The sequence below is a fragment of the Confluentibacter sediminis genome, assembly GCF_003258355.1.
Taxonomy (GTDB): Bacteria; Bacteroidota; Bacteroidia; order Flavobacteriales; family Flavobacteriaceae; genus Confluentibacter; species Confluentibacter sediminis.
In genome coordinates this window covers 158,216-174,061 of sequence record NZ_QKPO01000006.1, presented here as the reverse complement: position 1 = coordinate 174,061, position 15,846 = coordinate 158,216, and the positions used below count along the sequence as shown (strand labels likewise).

Below are 15,846 nucleotides of genomic sequence, written 5' to 3'. Positions count from 1 at the left end.
GGCGAGGTACCTTAGCTCAGTTGGTAGAGCAAAGGACTGAAAATCCTTGTGTCCCTGGTTCGATTCCTGGAGGTACCACATTAAACCCTTGATTTCATTATGATTTCAAGGGTTTTTTATTTTTAAGACACTCAAAAACAGACACATAAACATCTCACAAAGACACCAAGAACATTTTTTAGGCAGAACAAAATAAGAATCTAACAAAAAAATCTCTTAATAGTGAAAATGCCCTATTTCATCGAAAAAATTAATATATTTTTCAAGCTATCTATAATTTAGCCCAATAATATTAATTTAACTTAAATTTTAGCCTTATGAATACTAAAAACAACTTTTTAAAAACAATGAGAATTGCACTAATTGTTTTTGCTTTAACGTTTTCCTCGAACATGCATGCTGCAACGCCAGCATTTGGAGGTGGTTTTTTTGAATGGTTAGGAAGCTTTTTCAATGGAGGAAATCTAGGAGGCGGACATAAAGGTGGCGGACATAAAGGTGGCGATTCAATTCCTTTAGATGGCGGTCTTGGCATTTTATTAGTTGGCGCTACTGCTTTTGGAGTAAAAAAACTACGTCAAAAAAACAATGAAGAAGCTTAATTCTTTAAAAAAAAGACATCCCTTTACCAATAAGGCTTTTTTTAGGAAGAGCCTTATTGGTTTTCATTGTATGGCAAATTTTGTATGTTTTTTTTATAAAGGATTCTAATGTTTTGGATCATCCATTGACTACCCATGTTGCAGAAGCCTCTGCCTTTTCTCTAAACAACTTGACGCCCATGAGCGGGTTTTCTACGAGCCGTGTTGATACCAGTTGGATCAATGAAGGCGAATTTTTATTTGAAGAAGCCTCTCAAATTCTTCATCATGACAAACTTGGTATTGTTCATAGCAGATTCCTGTAACAGATTAGAATTGATCGTATTATATATTGGGTTTATCATTTGCATGCCCTCAACATTTTGGAGAAAAGTCTTAATATTATAGTTCTGGGGGTCGTTTACTTGATTTGATTAATATTGCCAGATACATAGGCCTTATGTACTTACTGTAGTATCTACAAGCCTATTTCCAATTTGCTCATAAATATTTATTTAAGATCACGGTATATGCAGCTACTTTTTTAATTTGGAGATTTTATGCCCGTAAAAATTAATTTAAAAAATGAAGCTATACCGATCGGATAACATACGTTTTATATCAGGTCTTGTACTCATAGTTATTTTCTATTCATTATACTATATCTATTTTATTTATAGAAAACCAGAATTTAACGTCTATCCCCAAAATAATACTTCACATTATTAGATTTTCAATAACCGTACTTATATACATAATTGGGACTATCCATTTAGAAAAATTAAAAGACCTTTGGATGTCTTCGCTATGGCATTTTATACATATCAGTGGCTTATGTATTATCATTTCTTTAGGATTATTTAGCTGGCTTATAGCAGACATTGGCTTGGATTTAAAACAGTTTGCCTATACGGTTCAAGAATTATTAATCTCACCCGTTCTATATGTTGCTATGGGACTATTGAACAAAAACTTGATTAAAAACACAATCCCCCTTAGTTAACTCAAGAATGGATTTGACTTACCTAAGTGACCTAGAAATACCTAAAAAAGAGGAACTATTAATACAAGTATAAGCAAGCATCAATAATTAGGATACTACATGTCATTAATGTTTACCAAACCCTGTTATTATTGCAACTTATCAGGGTTCTGGACAGGTATTTTATAACAATTATTGAAAAAAACTAATATTTGCTAAACCTATACTGAACTCTACACATCATTTATCAAAATGAGCATGAATAGTATAAATATATTTTATAAAGCACCAATTACAGGGATAACCAACTAAAAAACAGCGATTAAAAAAAGAGGTTTCCAAAACTGATTAATAATGATTTTAATCCATCTTTATATTGTCTAGTATATTTTATTGACATTTTAACGAAAAAAAATGCTGTGTGAAGAATTTTTATCAAATATCTCAAGATATATATTAATTTTATTCTTGAAATTTATGCCCTCATGCACATAAGTTCGATTAATAGTAAAAAATACGTTTATTTAACAGCTTAAATATCCTTAACCGGAGAAAAAAGCATTTATAAACCAAAATAATTGCACAAATGATTGCTAAAAACTATTTATTATATCATTTGCTAAAAATATTATTTAAATTTACTAAATGATCGCAAACTAGTAATTAAAAATCCACAAAATCCCTCAAGAAAATAATTCTAAATTTTGAAATACAGATTTAGAAACAAACACATATAAGAATAGTTCTTGATGTGTAACAATAATAAAAATAGTTTTTATATTTAAAAACTATTTTTAAAATGTCTGAACCTAACGAAAATATGAAAATGTTTGAACAGCCCAAATACCAAATTCAAGGTCCTGAAATGGAGTATCCAGCATCAACCCTCCATAGGCTTTTCGAAGAACGTGCTTTATTATTATTGGAATCGAATGCCATAAAGCATGATGGCAAACAAATCAGCTATGGTATATTAAGGATTCGCGTAAATCAAATGGCTCATTACTTATGGTCAAAAGGTATTCGTCCAGGAGTCATTGTGGCTATTTCTTTAGACCGATCTCCAGATTTAATTACTACACTTTTTGCTATTTTACAATGTGGTGCAACATATTTACCTTTAGACCCTAAATTTCCTCAGTCTAGATTGGAATTTATGCTAAAAGATTCAGATGCTAAGTTTTTAGTTTCAACCAAAAAAATTTCAGAATCTTTACCAATTTGGAATAATACATTGCTAATTGAAGATGCCTTATCTAATATTACTAAAGAACCTGAAACACCTCTTGATATAATTGTAGATGAGGAACAAGTAGCTTATTTACTTTATACATCAGGCTCTACAGGCAAACCAAAAGGAGTTAGCATTTCACATAAAAATCTGATTAACTTTTTATATAGCATGATGGCTCAACCTGGCATTACTGAAAATGACAGGCTCCTTTCAATTACTACTATATCCTTCGATATTGCAGGTCTTGAACTATACCTCCCTTTACTTAAAGGCGCAATGCTAGTATTTGCTGATGACACAACAATTAAAGACGGCTCTCTCTTACTTGAATTATTGCAAAATGAAAAAATCTCTATATTACAAGCTACTCCAACTACATGGCAAACTTTATTAGATGCTGGATGGGAACTACCTTTATCTTTAAAAGCACTTTGTGGTGGGGAACCTATGCCTCTGAATTTAGCACATAAATTACTTGAAAGATGTGATGAACTATGGAATATGTATGGTCCTACAGAGACTACCATTTGGTCAACCATTAAACAAATCCAAAAAAATGATGAATTAATTACCATTGGCAAACCCATTGCAAACACTCAAATTTATTTATTAGATGAAAATAATAAGCCTGTTGAATTTGGCGCAATTGGTGAGATAGTTATTGGTGGCGATGGTGTGGCTCAAGGTTATTGGAAACGCTTAGAACTGACAAGTGAAAAATTTATTCCCAACCCATTTTCAAATAAACCAAACTCTACTCTTTACCGCACAGGTGATTTAGGAAAATTATTATTGAATGGTGATTTACAATGCTTTGGCCGTATAGATGAACAAGTTAAGATTAGAGGTCACCGTATTGAGTTAGGCGAAATTGAAGCTGTTCTAAATAGCATTTCAAGTATTAAACAATCGGCGGTAATAGTAAGGAATGATTTGGGTAGTGAATCTAAAATTGTAGCTTACTTAAAATCAGATAATGAATTACCAAAGGATACAAAAACAATTCGTAATGAACTCTCAAAAATTTTACCTGATATATTAATACCTTCATATTATATGTGGTTAAATGAATTTCCTATAACTCCAAACGGGAAAATTGATAAGAAAAATTTACCACTTCCTGAGTATGTAAGACCTGATTCCGCACCTCTTTTAAAACATCCTAGAACTAAGTTTGAAAAAGAGGCTGTTAATATTTGGAGCGAACAACTTCAAATACCTCATATTGGCATTGATGATAATTTTTTTGATTTAGGAGGTACTTCTATACTTGCTCAAAAAGTAGTTTCATTAATGAAAGAACGTTTAAAAATAGACATATCTGTTTCAAAAATTTATACGCACCCAACAATTAGCGAACTTTCAAGTTTATCTGTTGATAATATAACTAACCAAGCATCATTTGTTTTAAAGACTCCTATAAATCCTAATACTTCAAAAGATATAGCTATTATTGGCATGGCAGGTAGATATCCAGGAGCCAAATCAATCGATGAATTATGGAAAATTCTTAAAAATGGCGAAGAAACTATTACCTTTTTTACAAAAGAAGAATTAGATATTAGTATTCCTGATGAAGTTCGTAATGATCCTTTCTATGTAACAGCAAGAGGAATTTTACCTTCTGCTAAAACATTTGATGCTGCTTTTTTTGGATTAAACCCATTAATTGCTAAAGCCATGGATCCTCAGCACAGATTGTTTTTAGAAATATGCTGGGAAGCTCTAGAACAATCAGGATATTTACCAAAACATTACAAAGGCACTGTTGGTGTATACGCAGGTTGTGAAAACAACTCATATTTTAAACATAACATTTTTCCAAATGAAGAATTACAAGAACAGGTTGGAAAAATACAAATTGAGTCAATTAATGAAAAAGATTTCATCGCCCCTCGAGTTGCATATCATTTAAATTTGAAAGGCCCTGCTGTTAGTGTTCATTCTGCATGCTCGACATCATTATTAGCAGTTGCTGAAGCTGTAAATGCTATACGAAGCGGTCAATGCGACGTAGCTCTTGCTGGAGGCTCAAGTGTAACATCACCCATTTACAGTGGCCATCCTTATGATGAGGGTTTTATTAAAAATCCAGATGGCAGAACTCGTCCATTTGATGCAGCTGGAAAAGGAACCGTTTTTAGTGATGGTGCTGGGGTAGTATTACTAAAAAATCTTGAAGCTGCAAAAAAAGATGGCGATACTATTTATGGTATTATAAAGGGTGTAGGTGTAAATAATGATGGAGGAGACAAAGGTAGTTTTATGGCTCCTAGTTCCATTGGTCAATCTGGTGCCATTATTAAGGCTTTAAATGATGCTCAAGTTTTACCTTCATCTATTAGCTATGTTGAAGCACATGGCACAGCTACTTTAGTAGGGGACCCAATAGAGATTGAAGGACTAAAAATAGCTTACGGTAAACAAGATAAAAATGGGTATTGTGCCATAGGTTCTGTAAAAGGAAATTTCGGACACACAACAGCTGCTGCTGGGGTAGCTGGTTTATTAAAGGTCATTTTATCCATGCAGCATAAACAAATCCCTCCTTTAGTTGGATTTAGCAAACCAAATCCTCATATAGATTTTGAAAATAGTCCATTCTATATTAATGCAAAATTGAGCGACTGGAATACTGATGGCCCCAGACTAGCAGGAGTTAGTTCGTTTGGTGTTGGAAGTACGAATGTTCACGTAATTGTAGAAGATTATGAGATGAAACCAATTTCATCAACTAATGGAAGACCCACTCAATTACTAACTTGGTCTGCAAAGACTCAAAATAGTTTACTAGGTTATAATGCTGAACTGGGTAATTTTATAAATAAATCTACAAGTACTTCTTTAGCTGATGTAGCTTATTCTCTTAATGTTACTCGTGATGATTTTAACCATCGTAGTTTTTTAGTAACAGACTCAAACAAACACGCAACTAAAAATTTAATTTCTTCAGATAAAAACATTGTTAAATCTAGTATTTTAAAAATTGTACCTACTGAAATAGGATTTCTTTTCCCTGGACAAGGATCTCAATATTTACAAATGGGTAAGACACTTTACGATAATGAGAAAGTGTTTAGAGACGCCATTGATGAGTGTGCTGAGTTATTAAAAGACAGTTTAAAATTAGATATTCGTAAAATAATATATCCTGAGAATAATTCAGAAGAAGCTCAAAAATTATTAAAAAATACATTATTTACACAGCCAGCTTTATTCATTACTGAATATGCACTGTCGCAATTATGGATAAGTTGGGGAATAAAACCAACATTGCTTTGTGGCCATAGTGTTGGAGAATTTGTAGCCGCGCATTTAGCTGGTATTCTTAACTTGAAAGACGCACTTTTTGTAATCGCTACTAGAAGTCGTTTGGTAAGTGAACTTCCAGGAGGTAGCATGTTATCTGTTAGATTATCTGAAGATCGTTTAAAAGAAATGCTTCCAAAATCCTTATCAATTGCAGCTGTAAATTCAAAACAATTATGTGTGGTAGCTGGAACTGACAAAGATATAGAGGATTTCTCTAAAGCTCTTCAACCTCAAGATATACCGCATAAAGTACTTTTTACAAGTCATGCATTTCATTCTCCTATGATGGAACCTATGCTAGAAAGCTTTGAAGATGCATTAAAAAAAGTTACTCTAAATGTACCTAGACTACCTATTGTTTCCACAGTAACAGGGAAATGGTTAACAGACACAGAAGCAACAAGCGTATCTTATTGGGTTAATCATGTCAAAAATACAGTGAGATTTGCAAATGCTATGGATACTATTTTAGAAGAAGACAATTTTATATTGTTAGAGGTTGGTCCTGGAAAATCTCTCACTTCTTTAGCTCAACAACAAGCAGCAGGCAAAAAAATTATATCAGCCTTTTCAAGTTTAAATTTACCAAAAGAGGATGAAGAAAATGAATACACTAGTATTTTGAATGCTTTGGGTGAAATGTGGCTAAAAGGAATAAATCCTGATTGGAACTCTTTTTATAAAGAACAAAAAAGGCAAAAAATTAATTTACCTAGTTATGTTTTTGACCGCAAACTATGCTGGGTAGACCCTGTGATATTTGATAAATCAACTTTAGTCCAAAAACAAACAATTAATGTAATACCAAAAGTTGAAGAAGTTGTTGTAAATACTAGTATAAAAATAGAAGACACTTCAAGAGTTTCTAATATACTCAATAAAATATTGGAAATAATGAATCACGCTTCTGGTATATCTTATGGATTAGACTCAGCTTCTAACAGCTTTTTAGAATTGGGCTTAGATTCTTTAACACTCAGCCAATTATCGGGAATATTAAAAAAAGAGTTTGATTTTCCTATTACTTTTAGACAACTAAACCAAGATTTATCTTCACCAATGCTTTTAGCAGATTTTTTAAACCATAATCTACCTAAAGTTTCTGAAGTTATTGAAACTCATAATGCAAAAAATGAAGTGCCAAATAGAGTTCCAAAAATTCTGAGTAAAATCTTAGAAATAATGACTCATGCCTCTGGTATATCTTATGATTTAAATTCTGGTTCTTATTCTTTCTTAGAATTAGGATTAGATTCATTAACGCTCAGCCAATTGTCTGGAATATTAAAGAAAGAGTTTGATTTCCCTATTACTTTTAGACAATTAAATCAAGATTTATCTTCACCAGAGCTTTTGGCAGATTTTTTAAATCTTAATCTACCTGAAGAACAACCTGAATTTCATGGTATAAATAATAACAATAAAACTTTAAACTCCTCTAACCAGAGTATAAAAACCACTACAGAAGCACAAAAACTATCAAGTCAGCATCAAATAACTTTGGAGCAAATAGTTGAACAACTTCATCTTTTGAACAATAAAATTGAAGCATTACAAAACAACCATACTATCCCCGTTAATGGCGCTTCCATTGTAAAGAATATTAAAGCTGAATCTTTACATCTTATTGATGTTAATAGAGAATGTAAAAATGGTTTTAATAGTTTTGAGAAAACAGACATATTTAATGATGTTTCAAAAAAGATAAATCAAAAAGATAATAAACTCAATATTAGTGATAAGTATTCTATATTAGCAGATGAACCTCCTATGCCAGGTGCAAAACTTGGACGTGACGAGGCGGGAAATCCAGCATGGTTTATTCCCAATCCAGATCAAACAGGAAATTATATCAAAATAGAACTATAAATAATCATAGATCATTTATTTTCAAATAAACAAATTATACAGCACCACATTTGCTCAAATTATGAATAATCAATCTCAATTAGAAAATAAAACTCAATTTAACCCTTTTTCAGGACCTGAATTAGAACGTGTAATTAAGACTACCGAATCGCAGTTAGATATTTGGTCGGATTGTATTTGGGGAGGTGATGATGCTAACAGAGCATATGACTTATGCGTTTATATAACTCTTAAGGGTAATTTGGTTTTAAATGCATTACAAAATGCAGTTAAAACTCTTGTACAACGGCATGAATCGTTACGAGCTTCTTTTAGCTCCGATGGGGGTTTAATGAGTGTTTATAAAAGCCTTGATATTGAGATTTCATATAACGATATTTCGAATCTAGGTGGTACTGAAAAAGAGCAGTCCAAAAATAATTTAATTAAAGAAGAAGCTACATTCATATTCGACTTAATAAATGGCCCTTTGTTTAGGGTTAAAATAATAAAATGTGATGATTTAGAGCATATATTAGTATTAACACAACATCATATTATTGCCGATGGATTAAGTACTGATATTATAATGGAAGAATTAAGCATTCTTTACTCAGCATATGTAGAAAATAAAAGCCCAGTGCTTCCTGATGCCATACCATTTCATGTTTTTGCAAAAAAAGTAAATTCATTCGCAGAAAGTGATGATTACAAGGACTTAGAAAAGTTTTGGCTAAATATGTATGAGAAATCGCCACCTATAGTAGATTTACCAATAGATTATGTACGCCCTCCTTTACGTACTTATAATTGTGATCGTATTGTATTACCTCTAGATAATACTATTATTGAATCATTAAAAAAGTTAGGAATAAAGTCTGGCTGCAGCTTAGTTACTACCATGCTTTCTGCGTTTGAGGTATTTCTATACCAACTCACTGGAAAAAATGATTTAATTGTAGGATTTCCATTTTCAGCAAGTGCGTTATACCACATGAGACAAATGATTGGTAACGCAGCTAATTTACTACCATTACGAAGCAACATTAATAGTCAAAACAACTTTCATGACTATTTAAAACAGAGAAATAATGATTTATTTGATGCTTATGAAAATCAACAAGTTAGTTTTGGCCATATACTCCAAAAACTTAATATAGCTCGTGACCCCTCAAGAGTTCCTTTAGTTCCTGTTATACTAACGGTAGACCTAAATAATGATGTAGAAACTTCATTTTCATTTTCAGGACTTTCACATAAGTTTAATATTGGCCCAAGGTTCTACGGAACATTCGAACTTCAACTTTATGCTTTTAGAGCAAAAAATGGTCCTTCTTTCCTTTGGAATTATAATACAAAACTATTCAAACCTGATACTATAAAACAAATGATGACCTCATTTGAGGATCTTCTTAATAAACTTATATTAAATCCAGACAAACCTTTATCAGAAATAATAAATAGTGACAAAAAAGATATTTACTATACGCTAAACAATACTGAAGCTACTTATCCAAAAAAAGCTCTGCATGAATTACTTATTGAGCAAGCTAATTCAACTCCAAATGATGTTGCTTTAGAATTTAATAAAACAAAGACAACATACGCAGACTTACAAAATAAAGCCAATCAATTAGCATATTATTTTCAAGCACAGGGTCTAGGCCCTGGGGATTTTGCTGCTGTAGCTATGCATCGTAGTCCAGAATTACTAATTACTTTACTTGCAATTTTACAATGTGGTGCTGCCTACATACCATTAGACCCTGCTTATCCTAAATCACGATTAGAATTCATGCTAAGCGATTCTAAATCTAAGTTTTTGATTACTACAAACGAGCTATCAAACTTATTGCCTTCAGAATCAATTAAATTAATAATAGAGGACGCTCTAGATGTCTTAACAGATTACCCTTTAACACCATTAAAACTAGATATTAAACCAGAATCTTTGGCTTATATATTGTATACCTCAGGTTCCACAGGCAAACCTAAAGGCGTACCAATCTCTCACAAAAATCTGGTAAATTTCCTGTTTAGTATGAAACTCAAGCCGGGCATTTCTAACAATGATAGATTTCTTTCTATTACCACCATATCTTTTGATATTGCTGGTCTTGAATTATTTTTACCAATATTAAGTGGAGCTACTCTAATATTAGCTGATAATGACACGGCAAGAGATGGACGGTTACTTCTTGATTTATTGCAAAGTGAAGCTATAACTATGTTGCAAGCAACGCCCACTACGTGGAAGATGTTGTTAGATTCTGGATGGGAACATCCTTTACCAATTAAAGCACTATGTGGTGGAGAAGCTTTGCCTTTTAATCTGGCAAATAATCTACTATCAAAATGTGATTCACTTTGGAACATGTATGGTCCTACTGAAACTACTATTTGGTCAGCCATAAAGCAAATACATAAAAATGACGAGTTAATTACCATAGGTAAACCTATTGCCAATACTCAAATTTACATATTAGATGAAAATAATCAACTTTTACCCCCTGAAGCTATTGGCGAAATATGTATTTCTGGTGACGGAGTTTCTCAAGGTTATTGGAATCGACTAGAACTAACTAATGAAAAATTTATTGTAAATCCATTTTCAACTAATGAAAATGCTATTCTTTATCGTACCGGAGATTTGGGTAAATTGCTTCCTAATGGAGAATTTCAATGTTTAGGTCGAACCGATCAACAAATAAAAATTAGAGGTCATCGAATCGAATTAGGAGATATAGAACATGCTATATCATTGTTAGAAGACATACAAGATGTTGTAGTGGTTGCTAATTCTGATCGTCTCATTGCCTATATTGTTTCTAATAAAGGCAACAACATTCCAAATGATATTACCAAACAATGGCGTGACTCTTTAAAAACTCAATTACCAGAGCATCTTATACCTCAAGAGTACAATATTTTGGAAGCATTACCCAAGACATTAAACGGTAAAATTGATCGTAAAGCTTTATTATTATTACAATCAGAGACTCCAAAGAATATAATTTCAGAATACACGGCTCCTAGAAATAAGGCAGAAGAAATTGTAGCAGATATTTGGCAAGAAGCTCTTCAAGTTGAGAAAGTAGATATTTTTAGTAACTTTTTTGAACTCGGAGGCCATTCATTAATTGCTGTGAAGGTTATGAATAAACTAGAAACAGAAACTGGAAAAAGACTACCCTTGTCTTCTTTATTTGAATATTCGACTGTCGAAAAGTTAGCCCAATTATTAGAAAAGGATAATGAATCAGTAACTTGGGATTCATTAGTACCTATAAAGCCCAAAGGTACAAAAACCCCACTTTATATTATTCATGGTGCTGGATTAAACGTTTTAAAATTCATTGACTTGTCAAAACATCTTGATGATGATCAACCCGTTTTCGGAATTCAAGGTACAGGAGTTAATAGTGATAACGAACCCTATAATTCAATCGAGGAAATTGCACAACACTATATATCTAGTATTATTAAGAAAAACCCAAATGGGCCTTATGCTTTAGCTGGATATTCTTTTGGCGGTATTATAGCCTTTGAAATGGCAAAACAATTGATTAATCAGGGTAAAAAAGTGAGTGTATTAGCAATGCTTGACAGTTACGTTTATCCATATTATTATTACAAATCTCCTTTACGTAAAAAAATAGAATCTTCTGTTTATCAAATTAATTGGAGACTATATGATTTAAAATTAATTTTCAAAAGCAAGAGCTATTTAAAGAGTAGGATTAATGGAAAAAAAGAACGTTTATTTCAATTTTATTATAACAAATTCAAAAAAAACAAACACATCAATCCAGAATACATACAAGATAATTTTAAGGTAACAGAAATGGTAAGAGATAAATACCATCTTACTCCTTTACCTATTGAAATTGATTTGTTTAGAGCAAAAAGTCAATCTCATTATATGCATGACACCATGTATCTAGGCTGGAAACCTATAACATTAAAAGGAATAAGTATACATGAAGTTCCAGGAAATCATGCTGAAATTTTTTCACCACCTTTTGATAAAGAAGCTGCTTTAATTTTGCAAAATGTTTTAGATGAACGAAGTTCTAAATTTGAAAACTAATATATTTTGCAACTATTATGGCAAGTTAATTGCTTCTGATTTATTGAAATCATCCATAAATCATAAAGGTTCAGAAATAATTATTTACAAAATTTATTTACCAGATTTTTTAAACATTTTAAATGAATTATTTTGTTTTTTGGATCCAAAAGAAATTGACAGATCAAATAAGTTTTACAAAGAAATAGACAAGAATAGATTTATAATTTGCAGAGGTTTGCTTAAATTAATTTTGTCTATTCATACGGAAATAGATATACATAAAATAAAACTTGATTACCATACTAATAAAAAACCATATTTATCAATACATCCCTCTACATTTTTCAATATTTCTCATTCTGGAGACTTTGCTCTTATTTCAATAGCTAATCGCAGTATTGGTATAGATATTGAACAGATTACTGAAAATTATGATTTAGTAAATTCTCTTCTGCATATATATAGTGATAAAGAAACATCCTTTATTCAAAATGCAACTAATAAAAATCATGCTTTTTACAGCTTGTGGACACGTAAAGAAGCTTTTGTAAAGGCATTAGGCAAAGGCATAGATGACGATTTTTCAAAATTCCCTAGTCTTAATGGAGCTCATGTTATAGATTCCTCCCTAACCGGGTCAGAAAAAAGCTGGCAAATACATGGATTTGAAATAGATGACAACTATATAGGTGCGGTGGCCTATGAAGTAAAAGTACCAAATCCAGAAAAAATATTAGTATTCACTTTACCTAATAAAATAAAAGACTTAAAAGCGTTATGGCTTAAAAAAATGTGATAAATCTTTACCTATGTAAAACAATTAAAATCCATTATGAAATTTATTGATTCAAAACTTTAATATTAAATTAAAGTTCACTACTTATGTGGACTTTGTTATTTATATAATATTAATTTAATCACAAAAAAAGTATGGAATGAAAAAAAAAGTAGTTGATCAAAAAACATATATAGATCATAAAAGTTTTGATTCAAGAAGTGGCTTCATTGATTCAGAACAGAGATTCTACAGCAACTATTCTTGGTGCTTAAATCCATATCCAAAGGTATCTCAAGTTATGGATATAATTCGGAGGGAAGCTAAGGGGTTGGAAAAAATGGAAGGGTCTTGGCAAATAAATGAAAGCATCATGACTATTTTTTCCCTAGCATGTGCTGTTTCCTGTTCTACTGATGATTTTTTAAATAAAAAAAGATATCGTCAAATTCCCCTTAAATCCTTGTTGCAGTGGCGTATAAGATGGGAAGATACGATTGCTTCTCTTTTAGACAGCTATTTAATAGAGGGTTCCATTGATCGAAACTTCTGTAAAAGTGCTGCATTAGAACTTGCAGATCTTTCGAGAACTGTCTTGCCTAAAAAAATGTTGAATCAAGCCGTTACTAGCCCAAGAGCCTTCCGTTGTCAGGATTTGACACCTTATGATGTCTTAACATTGAGCAAAAAATACTGTTTAGAAAACACAGATAAAAATAAACCTATCTTGATTATAGGCCTTCGCTCTGCAGGATCCTACTTTGCTCCTGTCCTTCGTGCAGATTTGGCTAAACGCGGCTATAATAATATTAGTATGGTAACCCTTCGACCAAAAAAGGGGGCTAGTCGAAATGAAAAAGAAAAAATTCAAGAATTTGTAAATCTAGATGGGAATATCGTTATTATTGACGAACCTATATATGTGGGATTAACCCTTAAAATCTGTGTAAAAATACTTGATGAATTAAAAGTTCAACGCCAATCTGTTAGTGTGTTGTTCCCTCTGCATCCTTCTGCAACAGACTTGAATAAAACGGAAGCACCTTCCGCTTTAAAGGGTTGCCATTTTATCACCTCCTCTCCTGATGAATATTTTAAATATGGAAGACTCAAAAAAGATGAAGTTGAAAAACAGTTGGAAGAATATTTTCTTGCACGTGATTATAAAAAAGCAACCCTTATTACTGATACCAATGTCCATAAATTCAATGAAACACTTAGCAATCAATCAGAAAATAGTTGGACAGAACATTTAAAGCGTGTATATGGTGTTCAATTAGAAAGACAATCGGGTGAAGTAGAAATACAGTACATCGTTGCAAAAAGTGTTGGTTGGGGTTGGCAGTCCTATCGTGAATTTTTTGCTGCCAATTGTCTTAAAGGTTTTGTTCCATCAATATTGGGATTACGGGATGGTATTTTATATTATGAATGGATTGAAAACAGTCCAAATAGTGCAAAGAAAATAGACCGAAATAAGATCATTGAGATTGTTTCAGAATATCTAGCAGCTCGTGTTAAAGGGTTATCTTTCGAAGAAGATCCTTCATCGTTTATTTCCGAGACACAAGTAGGAATGTTGCTCGTATACAGGAATCATTCTACAACACTTTTAGGGAGAATTACCAATAGTTTGAAAAGAAAGGCGTTTAATTATAGATTGTCTACTTTAACATGTCCTAATGCATGTCTTATTGATGGTAATATGCGCATAGCAGATTGGTTGAAACATGAATTTGAACTAGTAAAAACTGATTATGCACAACATGGTCTTGGAAAAATTGAAGTTAATGTAACAGATCCTGCCTATGATTTAGCAAATAGTGTACTCTCTTTTGAACTGTCTGAACAGGAAGAAATGGACTTAATGCAAATGTATATGAGTATTTCTGGAGACATAAACATTGCTGAGCGAATTACTCTTTATAAAGTATTAACAGGCTTATGGAGTATGCAACAGAGCAGATTTAGACTTCATGATAACAAACTAAGTTCTCGTCACCGAGAGTATAGTGATGATTTTATAAAAGCTTGGACTTTTACAATGATTCAATTAGCTAGATACACCGCGTCTTTTGTTCCAAAATTAGAAGCCAAATCGCCGTTTAACACCATTGTAGTTTCTGATGTGGATGGAGTTATAGATCAGCACATCATAGGTATCCCATCAAATACGCCATCAGGTATTGAAGCACTTTCTTTACTTCATATGAATGGATATCCTATTGTTTTGAATACTGCCCGCTCTGTATATGATGTTAAAGAATATTGTAAGGCTTATGGCTTTTTAGGAGGCGTTGCCGAATCAGGAAGCTATATTTGGGATGCCGCTACAGATAAAGAACAAATATTGGTTAGTGCGGAGACTTTGACTAAAATAGAACGGGTAAAATTAGCTCTAGAAGACATACCTGGTGTCTTTACAAATCCTTACTACAAATATTCTATTAAAGCTTTTAAATATGGCGACAGTATTACTGGAACCATCCCTGTTCCATCGGAGCTTGTTAATAGTGTTTTGGCTCAATGTGAGGCTGAAGATCTTTATGCCCATCAAACTAGTACCGATACAGCGATACTCTCTCCAGGGATTGATAAAGGCACAGGCATGATGGCCCTTCTTCAATTCCTCAATTGCAGTACGTGTAATACTATAGCCATTGGAGATACCGAGCCTGATTTATCAATGTTTCGAGTTGCCAATCATTCCTATGCGCCATCACATACAAATGTCAGAAACGCTGCGATACAAATAGGATGTCATGTCGTTGATAAACCGTTTCAGCTAGGCCTTCTGGAAATAGTACGTCACATTATTCAGACGAATGGAGGAAAGACCCGCCTTGACGAAAAGCCGAGTTTTAAACAAAAGGAACACAATAAGATACTATTTGATATGCTTTCTGATGTGGAAAAGTCGAAACCTCGACGACTATTGGAAGCCATTTTCAATGAAAATCTATTTGGGGCTTTCAAAGATCATTTTCTTTAACCAATAAAATATGTTACTCTTGTTAAAAAAAAATCTCTTGAATTGATTGG

General features: G+C 32.5%; 6 protein-coding genes and 1 tRNA gene. All 7 read left to right on the top strand.

The genetic code is table 11. The annotated features are described in order from the left end of the window. The first annotated feature begins 5 nt into the window (after positions 1 to 5). The 7 genes from DKT72_RS06795 (at position 6) to DKT72_RS06765 (ending at position 15,796) form a co-directional block, all read left to right on the top strand. A tRNA-Phe gene (locus tag DKT72_RS06795) sits at positions 6 to 78 on the top strand. A 239-nt stretch (positions 79 to 317) separates the two neighbouring features. Then, positions 318 to 602, top strand: a complete 285-nt coding sequence (locus DKT72_RS06790; protein ID WP_111307982.1) for a PID-CTERM protein-sorting domain-containing protein — start codon at positions 318 to 320, stop codon at positions 600 to 602. 113 nt (positions 603 to 715) lie between these two features. Then, a complete protein-coding gene (locus DKT72_RS06785; protein ID WP_220628091.1) occupies positions 716 to 907 on the top strand; it encodes a hypothetical protein in 192 nt (63 codons plus the stop codon). Between the two features lie 1,455 nt (positions 908 to 2,362). Beyond that, on the top strand, positions 2,363 to 7,978 hold the full coding sequence (locus DKT72_RS06780; RefSeq protein ID WP_111307980.1) for a polyketide synthase: 5,616 nt from the start codon (positions 2,363 to 2,365) through the stop codon (positions 7,976 to 7,978). Positions 7,979 to 8,039: 61 nt separating this feature from the next. Then, positions 8,040 to 12,047 (top strand): non-ribosomal peptide synthetase, encoded by a 4,008-nt coding sequence (locus DKT72_RS06775; protein WP_111307979.1) that lies wholly within the window; start codon positions 8,040 to 8,042, stop codon positions 12,045 to 12,047. Beyond that, on the top strand, positions 12,019 to 12,825 hold the full coding sequence (locus DKT72_RS06770) for a 4'-phosphopantetheinyl transferase family protein (protein ID WP_111307978.1): 807 nt from the start codon (positions 12,019 to 12,021) through the stop codon (positions 12,823 to 12,825). Before DKT72_RS06775 ends, DKT72_RS06770 begins: the two co-directional genes overlap by 29 nt. Positions 12,826 to 12,964: 139 nt before the next feature. After that, entirely contained in the window at positions 12,965 to 15,796 is a 2,832-nt protein-coding gene (locus DKT72_RS06765; protein ID WP_111307977.1) for an HAD hydrolase family protein, read from the top strand. Positions 15,797 to 15,846: the final 50 nt, after the last annotated feature.

Excerpts from the sequence above, each read along its gene's own strand:
- DKT72_RS06790 (WP_111307982.1), top strand. The coding sequence starts at position 318 with ATGAATACTAAAAACAACTTTTTAAAAACAATGAGAATTGCACTAATT.
- DKT72_RS06770 (WP_111307978.1), top strand. The coding sequence starts at position 12,019 with ATGAACGAAGTTCTAAATTTGAAAACTAATATATTTTGCAACTATTAT.
- DKT72_RS06775 (WP_111307979.1), top strand. The coding sequence starts at position 8,040 with ATGAATAATCAATCTCAATTAGAAAATAAAACTCAATTTAACCCTTTT.
- DKT72_RS06780 (WP_111307980.1), top strand. The coding sequence starts at position 2,363 with ATGTCTGAACCTAACGAAAATATGAAAATGTTTGAACAGCCCAAATAC.
- DKT72_RS06765 (WP_111307977.1), top strand. The coding sequence starts at position 12,965 with ATGAAAAAAAAAGTAGTTGATCAAAAAACATATATAGATCATAAAAGT.